We start from the raw sequence: 22,528 nt of genomic DNA on the forward strand, positions 1-22,528 counted from the left end.
AGCACCGAAAGTGACCGTCGATGCCGACCCCGTAGATGCGCGTTCGCGTCCTTTGCTCTGCACCCGTATATGCACCGGTGGCTTGAGCTGCGGTTACTTGCTTGCTGCGCGCGGGCCGCCCGCCGGGAGCCGCGACTCTCGGTCACTGTTGCGTATAGGGGTGCAGAGCAAAGCGTCCGAGGCGGGTGGGCGGTGGGGCGGGCGGACGTCACAGTCGGTGAGGTCATCAGGTGAGCCAGGCCTGACGTCCCAGGCCGGCACAGTGGCGGGGTCCGGCAGGCGGCAAGGCCCGGCAGGCGGTGCGGAGGGTTCAGACGGCGAAGGCCCGGCGTCCACCCCCGTCGTGGACGCCGGGCCGGTCGCGGCCCCCGCTGACCGCTGCGGGGCCGGCGTGGGTCAGCCGCGCCCGAAGATCTTCCGGCTGGACCCGAGCCGCAGGAACACCGTCTCGCCGGTGGCGTCCTGGAGCGCGTCGTTGTCGGTGACCGCGTACACCTCGCCGTTGCCAGCCACGGTGAACCCCTCCAGCTTCTCCTGCGTCCAGCCGTTCGTGGCCCGCAGCGCGGGCAGCACGTCGACGGCGAGCGTCTTCGGCAGCACGCGCAGCGGGCCGGGCGCCGCGGCCGCGTCGGGCATCGGCACGGTGTAGACCCGCTTGAGGGCGGCGGCGGGGCCGCTCAGCTTGTCTCGCTCGACGACCGCGAGCCTGTCACCGACCACGGTGATCTCGGACAGGCCGATCCAGTCACCGGCGACGGTGGTGCTGTTCAGCCGGTAGCCGAACCAGCTCCAGGTGCCGGCCGCGACGTCGTACCGGCCGATCCGCACGAGGCCGGCCGGATCCGTGGACAGCTCCCGCTGTACGGCCACCCAGACGACCTCCCGCCCAAGCCGGTCGGTGCTGGCGGTCACGCCCTCGAGGCCCTGCTTGCCCAGGCCGGCGGCGACCGCGGCGGGCAGCGGCACGACCTGCCGGGTGATCCCGGCGGAGTCGAGCCGGACCAGCGCGTTCTCCGGACCCTTGGCGCCCTCGACAGCCAGCCAGTAGCCGCCCTGCGGACGGGCGACGATGCCCTCGGCGTCGTAGCCGACCGGCGCGCCGGTGCCGTCGGTGACGGCCAGCGACCCGGTGATGACGGCTGGGGACTTCTTGGCGTCGATGGTCAGGATGCGGGTCTGGGAGTACGCCGCGTCGGTGACGCTCACGAGCTGGTCACGCTTGCCGGGCACCGCGCTCAGCGCGCCGAGGGCACCCCAGCCGATCGGCGTACCGCTCTCGTCCGAGGCGGAGACGATGGTCGGGAAGGCCGGCGTGCCCTGGCCCAGCTGATACAGCGAGACCGACGCCCGGACGTTGACCGAGGCGTCGTCCTCCTCACTGGAGATGGCGAACAGCCCGCGCGACGGGATGGGCAGCAGCCCCTCCGGCCCGTTCGTGGAGGGCAGCACCTGCCGGAAGGCCGGCCTGGTGGGGTCGCTCAGGTCGTAGACGGCCACGAAGTTGCTGCGCTCCGAGCCGACGAAGCCGTACCGCACACCGTCGTACTCGGCGACGGCCACGCCCTCGGGCTCGGTGCCCTTCTTGCCGGCGCGGTCCTCGTTGTGCAGGCCGTACGTGGCGGCGAGCCGCTCGAAGGTGTTGCCCGCATCCCAGGCCACCCGGCCGGTGCGGCTGTCGAAGACGGACCAGCCGCGGGTGCCGCCCCGCCAGTCGCCCTCGTTCGCCGTGGCGAGGTAGCGGTCGTCGATCCAGGCCACCGCGTCCGGCTCGCGCGGCACATCGGTGATGCTGCCGGTCAGGTCGATGGTGCCGTCGTCGTCGGTGTCGATGCCGCTGACGGACGCCGTACCCGCGCTGAACACCCGGTCGATCCGGCCGCTGGGCAGGTCGACCAGCGCGACGCCATTGTTCTCCTGAAGGGTCACGGCCAGCTGGTTGCGGCTGTTGATCGAGACGTACTCCGGCTCCGGGTCCGTCGGCGCGGCGAGGCCGGCCTTCACCAGGGCGGGGAGCGCCTGACCGTTCGGGCCCGTCAGCGGTACGGGTCGGAGCCGCCAGCCGGCCGGCGAGGTGCCGGTCAGGTCGACGATCTGCACGAAACCGCCGGGCTGCTGCGGCAGGTCACCTTCCTCGCCGCCGGGCGGGGTGGCCTCCTCGTCGCGCTCGTTCTCGATGGCGATGGCCGCGTAGCGGCGTTCCTTGCTGATGGCGATCGAGTCGGGCTGGCCGCCCAGGTCGAGGCTGCGGACCCGCTTGCGGGTGGCCAGTTCGATGACGTCCAGCCGGCCGGACGGCTCGGTGTAGCTGCGGCTCGTGTTCACGACGACGAGCACGTACGGACCGACCACGGCGACCGAGGTCGGCTCGTCCTCGGCGTCGCCGAGCTGGGCCAGCGAGAGGGTGCCGAGGCCGCGGGGCCTGTCGGCGTCGGAGATGTCGAGGAACCCGATCCGACGGCCCAGCGCGTCGGTGTAGATGAGGGTGCGCCCGTCCTGGCTCACGGTCGAGATCTCGGCGACGGTCGGGGACGTCGGGTCCTCACCGGCCGGCCGGTTCTGAAACACCGGGAACGTCGCGACCCGGTCGAAGGCGACCGACCTGCCCGGGTGGTGCGCGCCGGCCGAGGCAGAGGTGGCGCCGGTCAGGCTGGCGGCGGCGACGCCGACCGCGGTGAGCGCGGTGACTGCTCTTCTCAATGTCAAGGATGTCCTCCGTAGGGTCGTGCCCGGACGGAGGCTGGCACCTGTGAAGGAGCGTCAGCTTGCGCGTACGTGAACAGTTGGCGAAGGACCGCCCAGCCGCCACGCGGCAGGTCGTTGTCACAGCTCGAACAGCAGGGCGGCGTCGAGGAGAACGACGACCGCGGTGGCGAAGTGGATGCCGAAGGCCGTGGCCTTCGTACCACCGTGCTTCAGCACGATGAGCGTGTCGCCCAGCGGGTTGAGTGCGACGATCAGCATGAACCAGGCGACCGCGTCGGCGGTGGTGAAGGCGATCAGCGCGAGACCGAGCAGGCCGTAGCTGAGGTCGCGCATTCCCAATTGGCTAGCGGTGCTAGGGAATCACCGGGTTCGTTAGGGTGGGCGGGACTCGTCCCCGGGAGGGTGAAGATGCAGCGATCCGTCGCGGCCGACCTGTCGGCCCTGCCCACCGCCACGCCTCCCGTCGGCTCGGAGTGGCCCCTGCTCACCTACCTGGACGACGCGACCGGCGAGCGCGTCGACCTGACGGCGCAACACCTGGGCCACTGGGCGGCGCGCAGCGCCAGCCTGCTGCGGGACGGTTGCCGGCTCGTCGCCGGCGACCGGGTCGCGGTGCTGCTGCCGCCGCACTGGCGTACCGCGGCGGTGCTGCTGGGCGCCTGGTCGCTCGGCCTGGCGGTGTCGTTCCGGCCGCGGGCCACCGCCGGGCTGCCGGTGCTCGAACCGGGCGGGGATCTGCCGTACGACGCGGTGTTCGTGACCCCGGAACGCCTCGACGACTGGCTCGAGGACGTGCCGGACGGGACGCACCGCTACCTCGTGGGCACTCGACAGGAGCCGCTGACCGACGTACCGGTGGGCTGGCTCGACTGGTCGACCGAGGTGCTGCGGCACGGCGACGCCCCGCCCGACCACGCCACCATCCGCCCCACCGACCCGGCCACTCCGGACGGCACCACGTACGGCGAGTGGGGCGCGCTGGCCCGGGAGATGGCCGAGATGTGGGGGCTGCGTTCCGGTGACCGGCTGCTGGTCGACGCGGCCGAGCACGAGCAGCCGCTGAAGTGGCTGCTGGCGCCGCTGTCCGTGGGCGCGTCCGTGGTGGTGTGCGCAAACCTGGACCGGTCCACGCTAGACACCCGCATCACGTCGGAAAACGTAACCCGCGTGCTGTAGCGGTTCCTCCCGTCGATCATGCAATTGTGGTGCCCAATAGACCCCGTTATGCCCCTCTTGTGAGGCACCACAACTGCATGATCGGCGGCGGCTCTGGCGCGTACGTCGGCTGGGCCGGCCGGCCTCGCCCTCGAAGGGGGAGGCCGGCCGGCCCCGTCATCGGACGTCGGTGTCCTCCGGGAGGTAGTCGCCGTACGCGTACCAGCTCGTGCCGAGCTTCGGTCCCCACTCGACGGTCAGTGCCGGCGCGGGTGGGTCGTCCGGGTCGGGGAGCGGGAAACCGGGATTGAGCAGCGGTTGCCACTCCACCGTCAGGAACGGCTCGGTCATGACCACGCCTCCTCGGCGACCAGCGGGTCGTTGGACAGCTCCGGCGGCACGGTCTCCTCGGCGGGTGCCAGCCGTCCCGCCCGCTGCGGCGGCGGGAAGACCGGGTCGGTCGGCGCCGCACGGTGGTGCTGCGGGTGCCGGTCCTGGTAGTCGAGGGCGGCCTGGACCAGCGCCGGCTCGGAGAAGCGGGGGCCCCAGAAGGCCGCGTTGATGGGCAGTCCCTCGGTGCTGTCGTACCCGATGGGGAAGGTCACCATGGGCCAGGTGAGGGCGTTCGGGAGCTGGTAGAAGCTGCGGTAGTTGCGCAACTGGGTGCCGCCGAACCGGGGCCCGATCTGCGCGCCGATCGGCAGCACCAGCATGAAGTCGACGCCGGCCTCGTCGAGCGCGCGCTGGTAGTTGGCCTGCAACGTACGGCGGCGGCGCTCACCCTCGTCCCGTACGGCCGTGGGGATGGCGCCGGCCGCGGCCGTGGCCTGCGCGAAGTCGCCGAACTGCCGGGTCAACGCCTCGGCGTTCGCGGGGTGCGACTCGGCGAAGGCCTGGACCGCCTGCCAGTAGCGGATCTCGTACCGGTTGGGGTTGAGCACCGCCGTGGCGGGCGACACGGCGCTGCCGTCGGGCAGCGGCAGGCGCTCGGTCGTACGAAAGTAGGGGTCGTTCTCCGGCACGGTGACGTCGAGGCCCGGGAACTCCTTCACCGTGGCCCCCAGGGCGACCAGCTCGGCCTTGAACCGTTCGAACGCGGCACGGTAGTCGCCGTCGTACGTGTCGGCGGGCGGGACGCCCGTGCCGCCCCGGGTCATCCAGTCGGTCTGCGGGATGCCGATGGTCGTGCCGGCCAGCGGGCGGCTGCCGCGCCCCGCGGCCAGCGGCAGGGCGGGGAAGGGGTGCGGGGCGGACAGGGTCAGTGGATCGGGCGCCGGGTCCGGCCCGAGGACGGCGGCCAGCACGAGCGACGCGTCCCGGACCGACCGGGCGATGGGGCCGACCACGTCGTACCCCGGGGACAGCGGCATCACCCCGCCGGTCGAGACGAGGCCCAGCGAGGGCTTGATGGCGCTCGCGCCGTTCGCCGCCGACGGCATGATGATGGAGCCGCCGGTCTCCTCCCCGATCGTGGCGGCGGCCAGCCGGGCGGCCGTGGCCACCCCGGACCCCTGGCTCGACCCGCCCGGGATGAAGCGCGGGTTCCAGGCGTTGCCGGCGAACGTGCCGGCGATGCTGCCGGAGAACGCCGACGCGATCGTGTGACCGATGATCACCGCACCCTGCTCCCGCAGCCGTGCCACGAGGGTCGCGTCGCGGCGCGACAGGTTCCCGTCGTACGCGTGCGTGCCGTTCTTCGCCTCCAACCCCTTCACCGCGATGGAGTCCTTGATCCCGAAGGGGATGCCGCACAGCGGCGGCGCCTTCCGGTCGGTGCGCAGCCGCCGGTCCGCGGCCGCCGCCTGGGCGAGGGCGCCGTCGCGGTCGATCCGGACGAACGCGTTGTAGCCGCCGTTGTCGCCGTACACCTCGAACGGGCCGTTCAGCCGGGCGATGCGGTCGAGGTACGCCTCGGTCAGCTCCACCGAGGTCACCTTCCGCGCCCGCAGCAGGACGATCAGCTCGCCGATCTCGTAGTCCACGATCCGTGCCCGGCGCGGGATCCGGCCGACCGGCGGCAGGTGCTTGAGCAGGTCGATTGAGGATTCGGGCGCGGCCGCGGCTGGCTGCGCGGCTGCCAGACCGGCCACTGTGGCACCCGCAGCGGCGGCCCCGCCGCCGAGCAGGGACCGACGGCTCACACCCGAATGGGTGTCGTCGACGGTGGAGGGGGTTGTCGTTCCGTTGCGCATGAAGGCTCCCGTCAGCCAGGAAGGCGGATGCGTGGGACCGTCCGAGGGGCCGAGACGGCACCGGGAAGATCGTCACGCGTGACCGGTCACATCGATGTTGCCGATTGGTCTCCGCCGGGTAAACCGGGTCTTCAGCGGGTTGCGCTTTCCGCCGGGAACGGATCGCGGTGGCTTGATCGACTCAGTTCCGCCGATACGGCGGTGTCCCCGCGCGTCCGATGCCGCCATACCGGCGATCTGGTCTCGATCACGACCTCATCCGGCGCGTCCCCTCACGATCGACTCCGGTTCCGGGAAGTGGGGGTGTCCGGTCGGGGTGGATACCGCGAGTTCTCGGAAGCGGAGTCGACCAAGCGCGATCCGAGCGGGGCCTTGAGTCGCGGAGCCGCGACAAGTGATCCACACCAGGTCGGCAATGTGGCGTGTCCGGGTGACCGGGACACCGCCACATCGGCGACCTGGTGTGGATCAAGGGCGGCGGGCCGCCCCTGATCAGTCGATCGTCGGCAGCTTCGGGCCGAGGACGTCGTCGGCGTCGACGATCGTGTACGCGTACCCCTGCTCGGCCAGGAAGCGCTGCCGGTGCGCCGCGTACTCCGTGTCGATCGTGTCCCGGGACACCACCGTGTAGAAGTGCGCCTGCCGCCCGTCCGCCTTCGGACGCAGCACCCGCCCCAGCCGCTGCGCCTCCTCCTGCCGCGACCCGAACGTGCCCGACACCTGGATGGCCACGGCCGCCTCGGGCAGGTCGATGGAGAAGTTGCCGACCTTCGAGATCACCAGCGTCCGCAGCGCACCGGACCGGAACTCGTCGAACAGCCGCTCCCGCTCCTTGTTCGTGGTAGAGCCCTGCACGATGGGCGCGTCCAGGTACTCGCCGAGCTGGTGGAGCTGGTCGATGTACCCGCCGATCACGAGCACCTGGTCGTCGGCGTGCCGCTCCACGAGGGCACGCACCACCGGCAGCTTCGTCCGCGCCGTGGACGCCATCCGGTAGCGCTCCTCGGCCTCCGCCGTCGCGTACGCCAGCCGCTCGGCGTCGGTGAGCGTCACGCGTACCTCGACGCACTCGGCCGGCGCGATCCAGCCCTGCGACTCGATGTCCTTCCACGGCGCGTCGTACCGCTTCGGGCCGATGAGGCTGAACACGTCGCCCTCGCGGCCGTCCTCCCGCACCAGCGTGGCGGTGAGGCCGAGCCGTCGGCGGGCCTGGAGATCCGCGGTGAAGCGGAAGATCGGCGCGGGCAGGAGGTGCACCTCGTCGTAGATGACGAGGCCCCAGTCGCGGGCGTTGAACAGGTCGAGGTGGGTGAACGCGCCGCCGCGCCGCGAGGTGAGCACCTGGTACGTGGCGATGGTGACCGGGCGGATCTCCTTGCGCTCGCCCGAGTACTCGCCGATCTCGTCCTCGGTGAGCGACGTGCGGGCGACCAGCTCGCGCTTCCACTGCCGCCCGGCCACCGTGTTGGTGACGAGGATCAGCGTGGTGGCCCGCGCCTCGGCCATCGCCGCCGCCCCGACCAGGGTCTTGCCGGCGCCGCAGGGCAGCACCACGACACCGGACCCGCCGGCCCAGAACGCCTCGACGGCCTCCCGCTGGTACGACCGCAGCGTCCACGGCTTGCGGCCGTCCTTGCCGGCCTCGGCCAGGTCGATGGGGTGCGCCTCGCCGTCCACGTAGCCCGCGAGGTCCTCGGCCGGCCAGCCGAGCTTCAGCAGGGCCTGCTTGAGGCGTCCGCGCTCGGACGGGTGGACGGCGATCGTGTCGTCGTCGATCTTGTTGCCGAGCATGCCGGCGAGCTTCTTGCTCTTGGCCACCTCGACGAGCACCACGCGGTCGAGCGCCCGCAGCACCAGGCCGTGCGCCGGGTCGTTGGCGAGCTGGAGCCGGCCGTACCGGTCCATCGTCTCCGCCACGTCCACGAGCAGCGCGTGCGGCACCGGGTAGCGGGAGTACTTGATGAGCGTGTCGACGACACCCTCGGCGTCGTGGCCGGCGGCGCGCGCGTTCCACAGGCCCAGCGGGGTGAGCCGGTAGGTGTGCACGTGCTCGGGGGAGCGCTCCAGCTCGGCGAACGGCGCGATGGCCATCCGGCAGGCCTGCGCGTCGGGGTGGTCGATCTCCAGCAGCAGGGTCTTGTCCGACTGCACGATCAGTGGTCCACCGCTCACGCCAGCGTCCTCTCCTCGGGATGGCCGTCGAGTACCCGCCACGCGGCTGAAACCCCGCCGCAGGCCGACCATCCAGTGTTACACGCGCCCGGTTGCCGGAAGAAAGACGCGCACCGGGCGCAACCACACCCGTACTCGGAAACGTCTAAGAATGGGACGGCGGTGTAGGGAGGCGTCATGAAGCGTGTTCGGGTCACTTCCCGGCTGCTCGCCCTGATGGTGGTCACGCTGGTCGGCGCCGGTGCGTGTGCGTTCGATCCGCAGGCCGGCGGGAAGGGGAGCGAGGATCTCGCCCCGGTCGGCGCGGCGGAGCAGGTAACGGGGGCGAGCGGTACGCCCGGGCCGGGCCAGCGGCCCGTGGCGCCCGCGCAGCCGAAGGCGACGCCGACCCGGATGGCCCCGCCGACCAGGCCGACACCGCCGCCCAAGCCGAGCCGCACCGCCCCGAAGCCCAGCACGAGCACTCCCGCGGGCTGCCCCCAGGGCGAGCAGCAGCGCGCCGTGGAGACGTACCTCGCCCAGCTCGGCGGGTTCGGTCGGGTCACCGTCGACGGCAGGCAGTCTGCCGCCGACTGCGCCGCCATCAAGAAGTTCCAGAAGAGGTACGGCATCCGCCCCGCCGAGGGTCGCGCCGGGCCGACCACGTACGACGTCGCCAAGCGGCTCGCCACCACCGACACCGGCCGCTGCGAGGCCGGCTCGGGCACCACCTTCTGCATCGACCTCACCCGGCAGACCACCTGGGTCATGCGCAACGGCAAGGTGCTCGTGAAGCCCACCGTGACCCGGACGGGCATGGCCGGCTACCGGACGCCGTCCGGCACCTACACGATCAACTACCGCAACATCAAGGAGTGGTCCAACCCGTACGAGGTGTGGCTGCCCTACTGGCAGCACTTCACGCAGGGCATGGGCTTCCACGAGACCACGACGTACCTGCACGACAAGTCGATCGGCTCGCACGGCTGCGTCAACCTGCTGCACACCGACGCCGTCCGCTACTGGGAACTCGGCAAGGTCGGCAGCCGGGTCGTGCTCGTCGGGCGGCGCCCCGGCACCTGAGCAGCGGACCCGGGTTTTATCCCCTGTCACTTGCGCCCCGACGGTGCCACGCTGGACATCGGCGTCGTACCGGACGGGGAGGCGCGAATGGCGCTCGATCATGAGGTGGCCGACGAGCACGACCAGGCCGACGAGGTGTCCACGGCGACCGTGATCGCGTACACGGTCGCCGCGGTGGTCCTGTTCGGCTGGTTCCTCTACGGCTGGCTGGTGCTCCGGCAGGGCTTCGTCAACTCGGTCGGCGAGGCCGCCGGCACCGGGTTCGCCCTGCTGCTGATCATCTCGGTCGTCGGCACCGTACGCCGCAGCCGCCGCTGAGGTCAGTCGGCCAGCACCGCCGCCGTGATCCGGTGCAGCGCGAACGTGTGCAGCATCTCCGTCCGCTCGTCCTCGGCGCGCAGGTAGCCGGCGCCGATCGAGACCGGCTTGACCAGCCGCGACGCGGTCGCCCCGTGCGCGTCGACGTAGCCCACCCAGACCAGCGCCCGATCGCGTACCGCCTGCTGGAGCACCGCGAGCGCGTCCGCGTGGCCCTGCACGGGCGCCGGTCCGGTGGCGCCGCGCACGCCGCCACGTACCGCCGCCGGGGCCCGTCGGGCCGCCCGCGCCGCCGCGTCGCCCCGTCGGATGTGCTCGACCACGCCGAGCAGCCGCGGCATCGGCACCCTCGGCGCGGCGAGCGGGTCCAGCGTCCGGGTCGCCACGGACACACGGGCCGGCGCCCGCCGGGTCTTCGGACGGGACAGCACGGCCGCGCCGCTCGCGTCCTCCGGCACCGGGGCGTACCCGGCGTCGCGCAGCGCGCCCAGCAGCCGCCCCACCTGGTACGGGGTGGCCAGCACGGTCGGCGCGAGCCGGCGCAACGCCAACGACTCCAACCGCCGGTCGGCGAACACCTCGGTGAGCAGCGCCTCGTCGTCACTGCGCAGGTACGCGCCGGCCGAGCCGGCCCGCAGCCCGCCGTGCTTGCGGGCCACGTCGTCGATCAGGTACGTGAGCCCCTGCGGCACGGGGGTCCGGGACCGCCGCCGGAGAAGGGCGTGCAGGTCGTCGGCCGTGTAGCCGGCGTCCAACGCCCGGCGAACGCTCGCCGTCGTGATCCGGTGCACGCTGGCCCCGCCCGCCGACTCCGGCTCCGCGATCGCGTCCAGTTCGGCGGCGAGCGTCGGATCCGGCGGGCCCGGCACCACGACGCTCAGGTCGGCCTGCACGAGGAAGTGGTCGACGGGGGCGGGCAGCAGCGCGTCCAGGGCCCGTACGGCCGTCGACGGCTCCTCGCTGTCCGTATCGGCGTGCAGCCCGAGCGGGTCCTCGTCGCGGTCGTCCGCCTCGGTCACATCGGCCAGCAGCAGTCGCCCGTACGACGTGAGCGCCCCCAGACCGGTCACCCCGAGCTGGGCGGCCTCGGCCAGCACCTCCCGGTGCGCGGCCTCCCGACCCCGGCTGCGCCGCGGCGCCCGCCAGTCGAGCAGCTCCAGCACCTCGTCGGGAGTGGGCGCGGTGGCCGGCTCCAGGTCGGCCAGCACCCCGAGCACGGCACGCCGGGAACCGGGCGCGCCGGCGCGTTCCGCCTCGGCCGAGAGCACGGTGATCGGCCGGTCCCGGTCGTCGCGCTGCCCGACCAGCCCGACCTGCCGGGTCATGGTGAGCCAGGCGCGGGCCAGCTGTTCCCAGCGCTGGGCCAGCGAGGCGGCCCGCCACACCTCGTACCCGGCGGTCGGCAGCACCTGCTGGTCCGCCCCGTACCGGCTCGTCGTGACCCCGGGCAGCTCCAGCTCGCCGAGGAGCCCCGCCGCGTACGCCACCTCGACGAGCAGCGCCGTGGTCGGCTCGTCCAGGCCCCCGGCGCGGGCCAGCCGGCGCAGGTCACGAACCCCGATGCCGCCCGAGCGGAGCACGGGGGCCGGCTCGGCGGCAAGCTGGTCCAGCAGCCCCTCCGTCTGGCGTACGACCTCCATGGTCTGCCCGGCGCCGGCCGAGTCGACGGCCTTCGCCTCGCGCGGGGTCGCCGCGACGGTCGGTGGGCTCGTGCGCAGCGGCCCGAGCGGCCCGCTGTCCCGGCGCAGCAGCAGCCCGATCTCCCGGGGCAGCTCGACGGTCCCCGGCGAGCCGGACTTCCCGGTGGAGACGGCCACGAGCAGCCGGTTCTCCACCAGCCACCGCACCGGCGACCCGGTCGGCGCGCCGCCGTTGACCGGATCGGGCGGCAGCGCGTCCTCGGCGCCGACCGCGGGTGCCCGCAGCGCGCCCGGAGGGACGCTGCCCACCGGCGGGCCGGCCGCGAGCCGGTCCAGGATCGCGCGGGCCGAGGGCGGCGCCGCCAGCAGCGTCCGCCGCAGCTTCGCCGGGTCCGCGCACAGCGCCGCCGTCCGAGCGTCCAGCTCCGCCGCCGGTCGGCCCAGCCCCGCCGGGTACGGGGACACCTCGTCGACGCTCGCCACCACGGTCAGCGCGCTCTCCGGGCCGTACAGGAGGAAGAGCGCGCGCAGCCGGTCGACGGCGACCCGGACGCTGGTCGGCGCGGGCGGCCGCGGCCCGGCCGTCGCCATGGCGAGCACGGCGTCGGTCGAGGTGGTGCCGTCCGCCGGGTCGCGGGTGAGCCGGGCGGCGTCGAGGATCTGGAGGGTGAACTGGTCCAGCCCGTCCAGCGCCCGGGCCACCGACACGCGGGACTGGGCGCGGGTGGCGAGAGCCGAGATGTCGGCCGGCACGGGTACGACGAGGTCCGGCCGCAGCTGGAGCAGCGCGGCCAGGGAGTCGTCGGGCAGCGACCGGAGGTGGTCGGCGAGTGAGGTGCTCATCGTCGTTCCACGCTAGCCCGGCGACGGGGCCTCCCGCCCCTCGGACGTCCGGCTGGTCCACGAGCCCGGGTACGGTCTCCGCATGCGCGCACCGACCGTCGGGTTCGACCTCGACATGACCCTCGTCGACTCGCGTCCCGGCATCGCGGCCACCTACCGGGCGCTCACCGCGCGCACCGGCGTGCCGGTGGACGCCGACGCCGCGGTGTCCCGCCTCGGCCCGCCGCTGCGCACCGAGATCGCCCGGTGGTTCCCGCCCGAGCAGGTCGAGTCGGCCGTGCTGATCTACCGGGAGCTGTACCCGGCGTACGCGATCACCCCGACCGTCCCGCTGCCCGGCGCCCGGGAGGCGATCGAGGCGGTCCGGGAGCGCGGCGGCCGGGTGCTCGTGGTCACCTCGAAGATCGGCCGGCTGGCCCGGCTGCACCTGGACCACCTCAAGCTGGAGGTCGACGAGGTCGCGGGTGACCTGTTCGCCGAGGAGAAGGCCACGGCCCTGCGCGAGCACGGCGCCACCCACTACGTGGGGGACCACGTGGCCGACATGGTGGCCGCCGCGGCGGCCGGGGTGCCGGGCATCGCCGTGGCGACCGGCCCGTGCTCGCCCGGTGAGCTGCGGGAGGCCGGAGCGGACGTGGTGCTCGATGATCTCACCGGATTCCCGGCGGCGCTCGACGGCATGATCCGGCTAGCCTTGGAGCAGTAGACGGCTCAAACGAAGCAGGGGATCTCAGGTGCCTACGGGTCGAGTGAAGTGGTACGACGCGACCAAGGGATACGGGTTCGTCACCAGTGACGAGGGTGGCGACGTGTTCCTGCCGAAGGGCGCGCTACCGGCGGGTGTCACCGACCTCAAGGGCGGCCAGCGCGTCGACTTCAGCGTGGTGGACAGCCGCCGGGGCGCGCAGGCCATGGGGGTCAAGCTGCTGGAGGCGCCGCCGTCGGTGGCCGAGCTGCGCCGCCGGCCGGCGGAGGAGCTGCACGGCCTCGTCGAAGACATGATCAAGGTGCTCGAGGCGAAGGTCCAGCCGGACCTGCGCCGCGGCCGGTTCCCCGACCGGCGTACGGCCCAGAAGATCGCTCAGCTGGTCCACGCCGTGGCGCGCGAGCTGGAGGTCTGAGGCACGAGCCCGGCGTCGGCGGCACGGCCGAGCAGCGCCTCCACGGCGGCGAACCCCGCGTCCCCCAGGTCGGCGGTGAACTCGTTGACGTAGAGGCCGATGTGCCGGTCCACCACGTCGGGCTCCATCTCCTGCGCGTGCGCGAGCACGTACTCCCGGCTCGCGGCGGGGTCGGCCCACGCCTGCCGGACGGACTCGCGGATCCATCCGGCCGCCGCCTCCGGGTCGACGGCGCCGCGCCGCGCCAGGATCGCGCCGAGCGGGATGGGCAGGCCCGTGTCGCCCTCCCACCACTCGCCGAGGTCGACGAGGGCGGTGAGGCCGTGCCGGTGGTACGTGAACCGGGCCTCGTGGATGACCAGCCCGGCGTCGTACCGGCCGGCGGCCACGCCCGGCATGATCTCGTGGAACGGCACGACCTCGATCCGCACCGGCTGCTGGTCGGCCGCCCAGAGCCGGAACAGCAGGTACGCCGTGGTCCGGTCGCCGGGGACCGCCACGGTCGCGCCGGACAGGTCGGTGCGGTCGCCGCGCGTGAGCACGAGCGGGCCGCAGCCGCGGCCGAGCGCGCCGCCGCACGGCAGCAGGTGGTACTGGTCCAGCAGCCAGGGCAGCGCCGCGTAGCTCACCTTCACGAGGTCGAACGCCCCGCGCTCGGCCGCCGTGTTGGTCACGTCGACGTCGGCGTAGGTCACCTCGACCGGCGGCGCGCCGGCCACGCGGCCGTGCACGAGCGCGTGGAAGACGAAGGTGTCGTTGGGGCAGGGCGAGAACGCGAGGGAGAGCGCCACACCCCCACCGTAGACCCGCCCCCGCGCAGCCCGTCGGGTCGGGGGCCGACCACTGTGACGTGTGCCGTGTGTCGGTGTCGTTGGGGTGCCGGTGCCGGTGCCGGTGCCGGTGCCGGTGCCGTTGCGGGTGCTGATCCGGGGAACGGTGCCCTGCGTCGGGCGCTGTCGAGCTGCCCCAGAAATGGGGCATGGGGAAGGCGGGAATCGCCGGATCTCGGGCGGCCGCGGCGTCGACTACGAGTGGCCGCCCGGACGACACGGAAAGCCCCCGACTCCCGAGAGCCGCTTGATCGACTCCGGGGCCGGGCACCGGCAGCGTGCGGGCCGGTGACGGCACCGGATCGCCGATACGGCGGCATCGGGCCTCGTGGGACACCGCCACTTCGGCGAAACGGAGTCGATCAAGCCCGCCAGCGAGCGACCGGGGCCGCCGGGGCGACTGGGGCGAGCGAGGCCGGGTATGACCCACGTGGCCATGCTCAGGCGGCAGAGCTTGCACCGGTTTGTGCCGAGTCTCAGATATGGGGCAGCTCGACAGTGGCCGGAGGCCCCTCGTGGGACTCGACACCAGACGGTTGTCCACAGACTTATCCACAGTCCCGGAAGGGCTGTTGAAATCGGCTTTCGGGCTCGGGACCATCGCGGGATGACGGACGTCATCGGGTCGATCGACGTGGGTGCCGTGCTCCGCGTCCTGCGGCGGCAGGCCGACCTCAGCCAGCGGGAGCTGGCGGACCGGTCGGGTGTACCGAAGAGCACCCTGGCCCGGATCGAGGCGGGGTGGGGCGCCGAGCCGAGGTTCGGGACGGTGGAGCGGTTGGTCCGCGCGGCGGGTGGCGAGGTGGCGATCCGCAGGCCGGGTCGGGCCGGGCGCGGCATAACGTCGGGCGTGGCGGACGACGGCCTGCGCGACGACCGCCCGCGCGACGACGGCCTGCGCGACGATGATCTGCGGGACGACGCCGGCCGACGGTATCCGCCACACCTGGACGCCCGGAAGGTGCGGAAGCTTTCCGACTGGCCGGGCGCGTGGTGGGCGCACTGGTACACGCTGCCGCCCGAGCGGTGGCCGCTGCGGGTGCCCGAGGTGACCTACGACCTCGACCGGAGGCGCCGGGACGAGCGGCGGTGGCGCGAACGGATCCGCCAGCAGGTGCGGCTGCGGCGAGACCCGGATGGATTGCCGGCCACCTCGTGGCGGCTGCTCGCCGAACTTCCCGACGGAGCGCCGGTCGGTGAGCTACGGGCCCACCAGCGGAGTGACGATCTGCTTCTCGGGGATGATCTGGGCGACCGGCGCGAGATCGTCCTGGACGGCGTGCTCGTGGCGCCGGACGCGCGCCTGCTCGGCATCGGTCGGCGACTGGTCGCACTGCTCACCGACGAGATGGAGCGGGCGGGCATTCGGACCGCGCGGGCGGTCGCCGAGTTCGGCGAGGTCAGGTTCCTGGTGGCGTGCGGGTTCCGGCCGGAGGCGAGCCGGCCTACGGCGCTGCGGCTGGACCGCCGGGTGCGACCCGGGCGAGGGTGAGGGCGGGGGCGGCCTCGGTGAGGGCGGCGAGGGCTTCGCGCATGCGCCACGCGTTCCGGTCCCGCGGGCCGATCGGGTTCGAGACCGTGCGCAGCTCGGCGAAGGGAAGGCCGGCCTGGGCGGCCGCGACCGCCACGCCGTACCCCTCCATGGCCTCGGCCAGGGCGTCCGGGTAGCGCTCGGCGATCCGCTCCGTGCTGGCCGCCGTGCCGGTCACGGTGTTGACCGTGAGCACCGGCCCGACCCCGGCGTCCGGCAGTGCTTTCCGGAGCGTGGCCAGCAGCTCCGGGTCGGCCGGGACGATGCTGCCGCCGCCGAGCAGCGCCGGCGGCATGCCGAGCGCGTCGATCGGGATGAAGCCCTCCGGTGACTCCGCGCCGAGGTCGGCGGCGATGCTCGCGGTGCCCAGCACGGTGCCACCCACGGCCACCCGCCCGCTGAAGCCGCCAGCCACCCCGGCGCTCACCACCGCCCGGTACGGCCGGCCGGCCGCCTCGGCCAGCGCCAGCAGCCGCGCGGTGGCCGCACCCGCGACGGCGGGACCCACCCCGACCGGGGCCACGGTCACCGTGGGGTCGGTGAGGCCCGCGCGGATCGCGTCGGCCTCGGCGGGCACGGCGGTCACCACCAGCAGACCCGTCACGAGACCGGTCCGCGGGGTTCCCGGCGGGTCTCGTCGTCGCTGCCGCCCGCCCCGCCGACCGCCGAGGACGGCCGGTAGATGTGGTAGCCGGGCGGGGCGAGGCCGGGCTCGTAGCCCGCCGTGTCGCCCGGCGCCGGGGGCGGCGAGGTGGGACGCGGGTCGTCGCCCTCCGGCGCGGTGGTTTCCTCGTTGGCCTGCTCGGCCAGCTCGTCGTCGCCGAGCGGACGGCCGGCCAGCCGCTCGCCGCGCAGCCGGCCGGCCACCAGCACGCCCCGGATGGCCGCGAGCACGCCGACGCCGGCGGCGACCGCGATGCCCGTGCGCCCGGTGAACGGCACGAGCCCGAGCCCGCCGCCCGCGACGAACGCCAGCATCAGCACCGTCTCCGAGTGGGCGAACGAACTGGCCCGCAGGCGTTCCGGGATCCGCTCCTGGATCGAGGCGTCCACGGCGAGCTTGGCGAGGCCGCTGAACAGAGCGGCGACCAGGCAGAACAGGGCGACCATGGGCAGCGAGAACTTCAACACGGCGAGCACCGCCACGCCCGCCACGATGATCATGCTGCTGGACTGGATGGCCGTCGGCCGGTGGATGCGCAGGCGCGTGCCGATCGCGGTGGCCAGGAAGGTGCCGACGGCCAGCGCCGCGCCGACCAGGCCGAGCGCCGCCTCGGCGGTCAGGTCGCGGCCGAACACGACCGTCGTGAGGTCGCCCTTCTTGATGGCGAACGCGAGGAACAGCAGCAGGAACCCGTAGACCGCGCGCAGGGTGGCCGCCCCGATCAGGGTGGCGATCACGAGCCGGCCCGCGGGACGCCCCCGGCCCAGCGGGCGCTCGCCGGAGCGGCGGCCGAGTGCACGCAGCGGGCGGGGCACCCGCTCGGGCGGCTCGGAGTCGGCCTTCGGCGGCAGGCGCAGCGAGATCACCATGCCGACCAGGAAGATCACCGAGGCGACCCGCAGCGGCCACTGCGGCCCGAACCAGAACGCCGCCAACCCGATGGGGGCGACAAGGCCGCCGGCCACCGTGCCGTAGACGCTGGCGCGCGCCCCGACCTGGGACAGGCCCAGCCCCTCCGGCAGCAGTCTCGGCACGGCGGCCGAACGGGCCACCCCGTACGCCCGGGAGAGCGCCAGCACCCCGAAGGCCGCCGGGTAGAGCCCGAAGCCGTGGATGTAGTCGGAGATCAGCCAGGCGAGGAACGCCCGGCCGAGCATGGTGGCGGCGAGCGCGTACCGCCGGCCGTGCCGGAAGTGGTCGAGCAGCGGTCCGACCACGGGCGCCAGCATGGCGAACGGGACCATGGTGATCAGCAGGTAGAGCGCTACCTTGCTGCGCGCCTCGCCGAGCGGCACGTTGAAGAAGATCGTCCCGGCCAGCCCGATGGCGATCAGGGTGTCGCCGGCGCAGGAGAGCGCGTGCAGGTCGAACAGGCGGACCATGCCGACCTCGTTGCCCGCTCCGCGGGCCCGCGCGCGGCCGGCGCGCCGGGTCACCCACCGCCCGCTGCCGATCGACCCGCGCAGCAGCAGCCGGACGGCGCGGATGCCGGTGCCGACGGTCCGCCCGAGGACGGACCGGTCAGGGCGGGATGACAGCGGCATGTGCACCATCCTCGCCCATCCGATCCGCCTGTGCCGCGCCAGTTACGCAGAACCTCCCCGGGGAGTCCCTGTCAGCGGGGCGTACGCATGGGGAACAATGGTCGGGTGACCAGGCCCGCCTCCACCCGTGCCGCCCGTCTCGACCAGGTCTGTGCCGCCGCCGTCGACGTGGCGCGTGCCGGCATCACCGAGGTCGACCCCTCTGACGTCGGCGAACACCTCCAGGCCGTGGCCGAGGGCGAGCGGCTCGTGACGCACTACTTCGCGTGCCGGCTGGCCGGCTACCGCGGCTGGCGCTGGGCCGTCACCGTCACGCGGGTGCCCCGCAGCCGCACCGTGACCATCTGCGAGACGGTCCTGCTGCCCGGCACCGATGCGCTGCTCGCACCCGGGTGGTTGCCGTGGCAGGAGCGGCTGAAGCCGGGTGACCTGGGCCCCGGTGACCTGCTGCCCACGCCGCCGGACGACGAGCGGCTGGCCCCCGGCTACCTGCTCTCCGACGACCCGGCGGTCGAGGAGACGGCATGGGAGCTCGGCCTGGGCCGGGCCCGGGTGCTGTCCCGCGAAGGCCGCTCCGAGGCCGCCCAGCGGTGGTACGACGGCGAGCACGGCCCCTCCGCGCCGATCTCCACGGCGGCGCCGGCCTCGGCCCGCTGCGGCACCTGCGGCTTCTACCTTCCGCTGGCCGGTTCGCTGCGGCAGGCCTTCGGCGCCTGCGGCAACTTCTACGCCCCCGACGACGGTCGGGTCGTGAGCGCCGACCACGGCTGCGGCGCCCACTCGGAGACGCTCATCGAGGCGGCCGAGACGTCCGTCGAGGAGATGCCGACGGTCTACGACGACAGCGCGGTGGAGGCCGTCTCCGTGAGCCGGGCCCCGGGGTCCGTCGAGGCGGCCGAGCCGGCGGAGCCGTACGGCCACTCCTGATCTTCGGTCGGCCGTCCGCGCAGGTCAGCGGGGTCGGGCGGGTCAGGAGCTTGCGGCGCGGCGGCGGCGACGGTTGGCGTCGTGCCGCATCATCACGGCGAGACCGGGGAAGCCCCACAGAAACCCGGCCAGGCAGATCCACAGCCAGTTCTCGTGTCCGTGGTCGCTGAGCCAGCCGCGGAAGAAGACCAGCAGCACCAGGCCCGCGAGGGCCCAGCCGACCATGCCGGCGAGTGCGAACGGCACCATCGGCGGGTCGAGCGGCTCGGGCCGCGGCGGTTGCTGCTGCTTCGGCACGCGCCAAGCGTACGCGATCAACTTTCCTGGTCCGGCACTGATCTGGGACGATGCGCGCGACCGACGGAAGATCACCTGCGAGGACTCTGATGGCAGTAGCGCCGCCCGAGAACGGCACACCACCCGACCCCGCTCGCCCGCGTAACGGATTCGACCGGTTCTTCGACATCTCCGCCCGCGGCTCGACGCTGAGCCGCGAGGTACGCGGTGGCCTGGCGACCTTCTTCACGATGGCCTACATCGTGGTGCTCAACCCCCTCATCCTCGGTAGCGCCGTCGACGGTGACGGCAAGACCCTCCCGATTCCCGCGATCGCGGCGGCCACCGCCCTGGTCGCCGGTGTGATGACCATTCTCATGGGCGTGGTGGGCCGGTTCCCGTTGGCGCTCGCGGCCGGCCTCGGCGTCAACGCGCTGGTGGCGTACGAGATCGCTCCGGAGATGACCTGGGCCGACGCCATGGGCCTCGTGGTCATCGAAGGTGTGATCATCGCCGTGCTGGTGCTGACCGGCCTGCGTACCGCCGTGTTCCGCTCGGTGCCCACGCAGCTCAAGACGGCGATCGGCGTCGGCATCGGCCTCTTCCTGACCATCATCGGCCTCGTCGACGCCGGCTTCGTACGGCGGGTGCCCGACGTCGCGAACACCACCGTGCCCGTGGGGCTCGGCATCGGGGGCAAGCTGGCCAGTTGGCCGCTGCTGGTCTTCGTGGTCGGCCTGCTGCTGACGCTGGTGCTCGTGGTCCGCCGGGTCCGTGGCGCGATCCTCATCGGCATCCTCGGCTCGACCGTGCTGGCGGTCATCGTCGAGGCGATCGCGAACGTCGGTCCCTCGGTGGTGAACGGCAAGCCCAACCCAGCGGGCTGGGCGCTGAACGTCCCCGAGCTGCCGAAGACGGTGGTGGACGTGCCGGACCTGTCGCTGCTCGGCAACTTCAACGTGCTCGACTCGTGGGGTCGCGCCGGCTGGCTCGTGGCGCTCATGTTCGTCTTCACGCTGCTGATCACGGACTTCTTCGACACGATGGGCACGATGGTCGCGGTCGGCCAGGAGGGCGGCATGCTCGACGAGCGGGGCACCCCGCCGCGGGCCCGGGAGATCCTGCTGGTCGACTCGATCGCCGCGGCGGCCGGCGGCGCGGCCAGCACCTCCAGCAACACCTCGTACATCGAGAGTGCCGCCGGTGTGGCGGAGGGCGCCCGGACCGGTGCGGCCAACCTCGTCACCGGCGCGCTGTTCCTGCTCGCCATGTTCCTGGCGCCGCTGGTGGTCGTCGTGCCGTTCGAGGCGGCGTCCACGGCCCTCGTCGTGGTGGGCTTCCTCATGATGACGGCGGTGCGGACCATCGACTGGGCCGACTACGAGATCGCCATCCCGGCGTTCCTCACCATCGTGCTCATGCCGTTCACCTACTCGATCTCCAACGGGATCGGCGCGGGCGTCATCACGTACGTCCTGCTGAAGCTGGCCAAGGGCAAGGCGCGGGAGGTGCACCCGCTGCTGTACGGGGTGGCCGCGCTCTTCGTCGTGTACTTCCTGCGCGGGCCGATCGAGTCCGTGGTGTTGTGACGCCGGTCGCGTGGCCGGGTGCCGGAAAGCGGACACCCGGCCACGGGGCAGGGCGTAAGTCCTCGTGAGCCTGGTCATATCAGATGTCGTTAGCCATGCTCATTAGTTAAGCTAACTATCGTGACGGAGCGGACGGTGACGGCGAAACGCGTGCCACCGGCGCAGCTGGCTCCCCAGTTGCGTGATGCGATCACCCGACTCAACCGGCGGGTCCGACAGGCCCGCCCGGTCGGCGACCTGACGGTCACCCAGCTCTCCGCGCTCACCAGCCTCAAGCTGGCGGGCGCGTTGACGCCCCGGGAACTGTCCGACATCGAGCGGGTGCAGCCGCCGACGATGACCAGGATCGTCGGGAAGCTGGAGGAGCGCGGCCTCGTGCAGCGCACACCCCATCCGACCGACGGGCGCCAGGTCATCCTGGCGCCGACCGAGGGGGGACGGGCGGTGCTCGAGCAGTTCGAGCGCGCTCGTAACGAGTGGCTGGCCGAGCGGCTGGCCGAGCTCACCGAGGCTGATCGGGAGACGTTGCGGAGGGCCGCCGAGCTCTTCCAGCAGCTGGCTCGCGCCTGACTCACGCACCCGCGCCACCGGGTCCGCGCCGTCCGTTGTCGATGACGCGTACGACTCGAGGAGGCGCAGCCAAGAGTGCAGGCCAGGCTGAGCACAATGTTCCAGTCCCTACAGGTTCGCAACTACCGGCTCTTCGCGACCGGGCAGCTCATCAAGCTGCTCGGCGTCTGGATGATGTACATCGCCCAGGACTGGCTCGTTCTCGACCTCTCCGGTAATTCCGCCACCGCGCTCGGCGTGGTCACGGCACTCCAGTTCACCCCCGTCCTGCTGCTGACGCTCCTCTCCGGCCGCCTCGCCGACCGGTACGACAAGCGGATCCTGCTGTTCGTCGCGAACACCGTCTGGACGGTGCTGGCGCTCGGCATGAGCCTGCTCGTCCTCACCGACCTCGTGCAGCTCTGGCACGTGTTCGCGTTCGCGCTCCTCCTCGGTGTCGCGAACGCGGTCGAGACCCCGGTCCGGCAGGCCTTCGTGTCCGAGCTGGTCGGCGTCTCGCTGCTGCCGAACGCGCTCTCGCTGAACGCCGCCGTGTTCAACTCGGCCCGCATCGTGGGCCCGGCCGTCGCCGGTCTCGCCATCGCCGCCTTCGACGTCGGCCCGGTCTTCCTCTTCACCGCGCTCAGTTCGATCGCGCCGCTGGTCAACGTGGTCCGCATGCGGACGTCCGACCTGCACCGGGAGGCGCTGCTCCCGCGCGACGAGCGGGCCGAGGCGCGCGTGATCGACGGGCTGCGCTACGTGTGGCGGCGCGCCGACCTGCTGCTGCCGATGGTCGTCATGTCGGTGATCGGCATGTCGCTGTTCAACTTCCAGCTCACCCTCGCCGCGCTCGCGAAGACCGGGTTCAACACGGGCGCCGCCTCGTTCGGTCTGTTCAGCACGGCGCTCGCGGTCGGCGCGCTCGGCGGGGCGCTCTCCGGCACGGGCCGCCGCAGCCGCCCGTCGGTCTGGCTGGTGCTCGGCGCCGCCATCGCCTGCGCGAGCTTCGGCACGCTGGTCGGCCTCGCGTCGACGTACTGGCTGGTGGTGGCGCTGCTGGTGCCCACCGGGTTCTTCATGGTCTTCTTCGCCCAGGCCGCCAACCAGCGGGTCCAGCTCGGCGTGGACGCCGCCTTCCGCGGCCGGGTGATGGCCCTGTGGGTGCTGGTCTTCCTGGGCACCAACCCGGTGGGCGCGCCGGTGATCGGCCGGATCGCCGAGACCTTCGGCGCGGGCGCGGCCATCTGGGGTGGCGGGCTCATCTCGCTGGCCACCGCGCTGCTGGCCCTGACCTGGCAGCTGCGCCGTTCGGGGGCCCGACTCCGGTTCCGGGTGCTTCCGATGCCCCGCTTCTACGTCGTCCAGTCCGAGAGCTGAGCGACGCGAGGGGCCCCTGCGAACGGCAGGGG

At 73.0% G+C, this 22,528-nt stretch carries 20 protein-coding genes; 10 read left to right on the top strand and 10 right to left on the bottom strand.

The window, feature by feature from the left end; all coding sequences use genetic code 11:
• Nucleotides 1-396 precede the first annotated feature (396 nt).
• Both ACSNOA_RS03750 and ACSNOA_RS03755 read right to left on the bottom strand, forming a co-directional pair.
• Nucleotides 397-2,703 carry an esterase-like activity of phytase family protein gene (locus tag ACSNOA_RS03750; protein ID WP_436656281.1) on the bottom strand — a complete coding sequence of 769 codons (2,307 nt, stop codon included), beginning with the start codon at nucleotides 2,701-2,703 and terminating at the stop codon, nucleotides 397-399.
• Between the two features lie 117 nt (nucleotides 2,704-2,820).
• A complete protein-coding gene (locus tag ACSNOA_RS03755) occupies nucleotides 2,821-3,036 on the bottom strand; it encodes a DUF4267 domain-containing protein (protein ID WP_436656283.1) in 216 nt (71 codons plus the stop codon).
• A 75-nt stretch (nucleotides 3,037-3,111) separates the two neighbouring features.
• Between ACSNOA_RS03755 and ACSNOA_RS03760 the strand changes: the two genes are divergently transcribed.
• Nucleotides 3,112-3,879, top strand: a complete 768-nt coding sequence (locus ACSNOA_RS03760) for a TIGR03089 family protein (RefSeq protein ID WP_436656285.1) — start codon at nucleotides 3,112-3,114, stop codon at nucleotides 3,877-3,879.
• 156 nt (nucleotides 3,880-4,035) lie between these two features.
• Here ACSNOA_RS03760 and ACSNOA_RS03765 read toward each other — a convergent pair whose 3' ends face one another.
• The 3 genes from ACSNOA_RS03765 to ACSNOA_RS03775 form a co-directional block, all read right to left on the bottom strand.
• On the bottom strand, nucleotides 4,036-4,209 hold the full coding sequence (locus tag ACSNOA_RS03765) for a hypothetical protein (protein ID WP_436656287.1): 174 nt from the start codon (nucleotides 4,207-4,209) through the stop codon (nucleotides 4,036-4,038).
• The gene (locus ACSNOA_RS03770; RefSeq protein WP_436656289.1) at nucleotides 4,206-5,948 is read right to left on the bottom strand and encodes an amidase; all 1,743 of its coding nucleotides are present in this window, start codon (nucleotides 5,946-5,948) and stop codon (nucleotides 4,206-4,208) included. The genes ACSNOA_RS03765 and ACSNOA_RS03770 overlap by 4 nt, the downstream gene beginning before the upstream one ends.
• Before the next feature lie 594 nt (nucleotides 5,949-6,542).
• On the bottom strand, nucleotides 6,543-8,222 hold the full coding sequence (locus tag ACSNOA_RS03775) for a DNA repair helicase XPB (RefSeq protein ID WP_436656291.1): 1,680 nt from the start codon (nucleotides 8,220-8,222) through the stop codon (nucleotides 6,543-6,545).
• A 177-nt stretch (nucleotides 8,223-8,399) separates the two neighbouring features.
• Between ACSNOA_RS03775 and ACSNOA_RS03780 the strand changes: the two genes are divergently transcribed.
• Together ACSNOA_RS03780 and ACSNOA_RS03785 are read left to right on the top strand one after the other, a co-directional pair.
• Nucleotides 8,400-9,284: a L,D-transpeptidase family protein gene (locus tag ACSNOA_RS03780; protein ID WP_436656293.1), complete on the top strand. Its 885-nt coding sequence runs from the start codon at nucleotides 8,400-8,402 to the stop codon at nucleotides 9,282-9,284.
• 87 nt (nucleotides 9,285-9,371) lie between these two features.
• Nucleotides 9,372-9,602, top strand: a complete 231-nt coding sequence (locus tag ACSNOA_RS03785) for a hypothetical protein (RefSeq protein ID WP_436656295.1) — start codon at nucleotides 9,372-9,374, stop codon at nucleotides 9,600-9,602.
• Between the two features lie 2 nt (nucleotides 9,603-9,604).
• Here ACSNOA_RS03785 and ACSNOA_RS03790 read toward each other — a convergent pair whose 3' ends face one another.
• Nucleotides 9,605-12,085 (bottom strand): helicase-associated domain-containing protein, encoded by a 2,481-nt coding sequence (locus tag ACSNOA_RS03790; RefSeq protein WP_436656297.1) that lies wholly within the window; start codon nucleotides 12,083-12,085, stop codon nucleotides 9,605-9,607.
• 82 nt (nucleotides 12,086-12,167) lie between these two features.
• Here ACSNOA_RS03790 and ACSNOA_RS03795 point away from each other — a divergent pair, with 82 nt between their 5' ends.
• Both ACSNOA_RS03795 and ACSNOA_RS03800 read left to right on the top strand, forming a co-directional pair.
• Nucleotides 12,168-12,791 (top strand): HAD family hydrolase, encoded by a 624-nt coding sequence (locus ACSNOA_RS03795; RefSeq protein ID WP_436656299.1) that lies wholly within the window; start codon nucleotides 12,168-12,170, stop codon nucleotides 12,789-12,791.
• Between the two features lie 28 nt (nucleotides 12,792-12,819).
• Nucleotides 12,820-13,206, top strand: a complete 387-nt coding sequence (locus tag ACSNOA_RS03800) for a cold-shock protein (RefSeq protein WP_436656301.1) — start codon at nucleotides 12,820-12,822, stop codon at nucleotides 13,204-13,206.
• Here ACSNOA_RS03800 and ACSNOA_RS03805 read toward each other — a convergent pair.
• On the bottom strand, nucleotides 13,167-13,997 hold the full coding sequence (locus tag ACSNOA_RS03805) for a 1,4-dihydroxy-6-naphthoate synthase (RefSeq protein ID WP_436656303.1): 831 nt from the start codon (nucleotides 13,995-13,997) through the stop codon (nucleotides 13,167-13,169). The genes ACSNOA_RS03800 and ACSNOA_RS03805 overlap by 40 nt on opposite strands.
• 646 nt (nucleotides 13,998-14,643) lie before the next feature.
• Between ACSNOA_RS03805 and ACSNOA_RS03810 the strand changes: the two genes are divergently transcribed.
• Complete coding sequence (locus ACSNOA_RS03810) at nucleotides 14,644-15,528, top strand: GNAT family N-acetyltransferase (RefSeq protein WP_436656305.1); 885 nt, start codon at nucleotides 14,644-14,646, stop codon at nucleotides 15,526-15,528.
• On the opposite strand, the gene ACSNOA_RS03815 is transcribed toward ACSNOA_RS03810, so the two are convergent.
• On the bottom strand, nucleotides 15,482-16,171 hold the full coding sequence (locus ACSNOA_RS03815; RefSeq protein WP_436656307.1) for a futalosine hydrolase: 690 nt from the start codon (nucleotides 16,169-16,171) through the stop codon (nucleotides 15,482-15,484). The genes ACSNOA_RS03810 and ACSNOA_RS03815 overlap by 47 nt on opposite strands.
• Nucleotides 16,168-17,775, bottom strand: coding sequence for an MFS transporter (locus ACSNOA_RS03820; RefSeq protein WP_436656309.1), 1,608 nt, complete (start codon nucleotides 17,773-17,775; stop codon nucleotides 16,168-16,170). The genes ACSNOA_RS03815 and ACSNOA_RS03820 overlap by 4 nt, the downstream gene beginning before the upstream one ends.
• Before the next feature lie 87 nt (nucleotides 17,776-17,862).
• Between ACSNOA_RS03820 and ACSNOA_RS03825 the strand changes: the two genes are divergently transcribed.
• The gene (locus tag ACSNOA_RS03825; RefSeq protein WP_436656311.1) at nucleotides 17,863-18,702 is read left to right on the top strand and encodes a DUF3027 domain-containing protein; all 840 of its coding nucleotides are present in this window, start codon (nucleotides 17,863-17,865) and stop codon (nucleotides 18,700-18,702) included.
• A gap of 42 nt (nucleotides 18,703-18,744) precedes the next feature.
• Here the strand turns inward: ACSNOA_RS03825 and ACSNOA_RS03830 are convergent, their stop codons facing one another.
• Nucleotides 18,745-18,999, bottom strand: a complete 255-nt coding sequence (locus tag ACSNOA_RS03830; RefSeq protein ID WP_436656313.1) for a DUF2530 domain-containing protein — start codon at nucleotides 18,997-18,999, stop codon at nucleotides 18,745-18,747.
• An 89-nt stretch (nucleotides 19,000-19,088) separates the two neighbouring features.
• Between ACSNOA_RS03830 and ACSNOA_RS03835 the strand changes: the two genes are divergently transcribed.
• The 3 genes from ACSNOA_RS03835 to ACSNOA_RS03845 all read left to right on the top strand — a co-directional run bounded on the left by ACSNOA_RS03835 (nucleotide 19,089) and on the right by ACSNOA_RS03845 (nucleotide 22,496).
• Complete coding sequence (locus tag ACSNOA_RS03835) at nucleotides 19,089-20,567, top strand: NCS2 family permease (protein ID WP_436656315.1); 1,479 nt, start codon at nucleotides 19,089-19,091, stop codon at nucleotides 20,565-20,567.
• A 120-nt stretch (nucleotides 20,568-20,687) separates the two neighbouring features.
• Entirely contained in the window at nucleotides 20,688-21,137 is a 450-nt protein-coding gene (locus ACSNOA_RS03840) for a MarR family winged helix-turn-helix transcriptional regulator (protein ID WP_436656317.1), read from the top strand.
• 75 nt (nucleotides 21,138-21,212) lie between these two features.
• A complete protein-coding gene (locus ACSNOA_RS03845) occupies nucleotides 21,213-22,496 on the top strand; it encodes an MFS transporter (protein ID WP_436656319.1) in 1,284 nt (427 codons plus the stop codon).
• Nucleotides 22,497-22,528 lie beyond the last annotated feature (32 nt).

Source organism: Micromonospora sp. URMC 103 (assembly GCF_051386435.1).
Taxonomy (GTDB): Bacteria; Actinomycetota; Actinomycetes; order Mycobacteriales; family Micromonosporaceae; genus Micromonospora.

What these genes read in the sequence shown, in the direction of transcription:
- ACSNOA_RS03785 (WP_436656295.1), top strand. Translation starts at nt 9,372, where the DNA reads ATGGCGCTCGATCATGAGGTGGCCGACGAGCACGACCAGGCCGACGAG.
- ACSNOA_RS03765 (WP_436656287.1), bottom strand. Translation starts at nt 4,209, where the DNA reads ATGACCGAGCCGTTCCTGACGGTGGAGTGGCAACCGCTGCTCAATCCC.
- ACSNOA_RS03795 (WP_436656299.1), top strand. Translation starts at nt 12,168, where the DNA reads ATGCGCGCACCGACCGTCGGGTTCGACCTCGACATGACCCTCGTCGAC.
- ACSNOA_RS03825 (WP_436656311.1), top strand. Translation starts at nt 17,863, where the DNA reads ATGGGGAACAATGGTCGGGTGACCAGGCCCGCCTCCACCCGTGCCGCC.
- ACSNOA_RS03755 (WP_436656283.1), bottom strand. Translation starts at nt 3,036, where the DNA reads ATGCGCGACCTCAGCTACGGCCTGCTCGGTCTCGCGCTGATCGCCTTC.
- ACSNOA_RS03835 (WP_436656315.1), top strand. Translation starts at nt 19,089, where the DNA reads ATGGCAGTAGCGCCGCCCGAGAACGGCACACCACCCGACCCCGCTCGC.
- ACSNOA_RS03780 (WP_436656293.1), top strand. Translation starts at nt 8,400, where the DNA reads ATGAAGCGTGTTCGGGTCACTTCCCGGCTGCTCGCCCTGATGGTGGTC.
- ACSNOA_RS03810 (WP_436656305.1), top strand. Translation starts at nt 14,644, where the DNA reads ATGACGGACGTCATCGGGTCGATCGACGTGGGTGCCGTGCTCCGCGTC.
- ACSNOA_RS03760 (WP_436656285.1), top strand. Translation starts at nt 3,112, where the DNA reads ATGCAGCGATCCGTCGCGGCCGACCTGTCGGCCCTGCCCACCGCCACG.
- ACSNOA_RS03790 (WP_436656297.1), bottom strand. Translation starts at nt 12,085, where the DNA reads ATGAGCACCTCACTCGCCGACCACCTCCGGTCGCTGCCCGACGACTCC.
- ACSNOA_RS03820 (WP_436656309.1), bottom strand. Translation starts at nt 17,775, where the DNA reads ATGCCGCTGTCATCCCGCCCTGACCGGTCCGTCCTCGGGCGGACCGTC.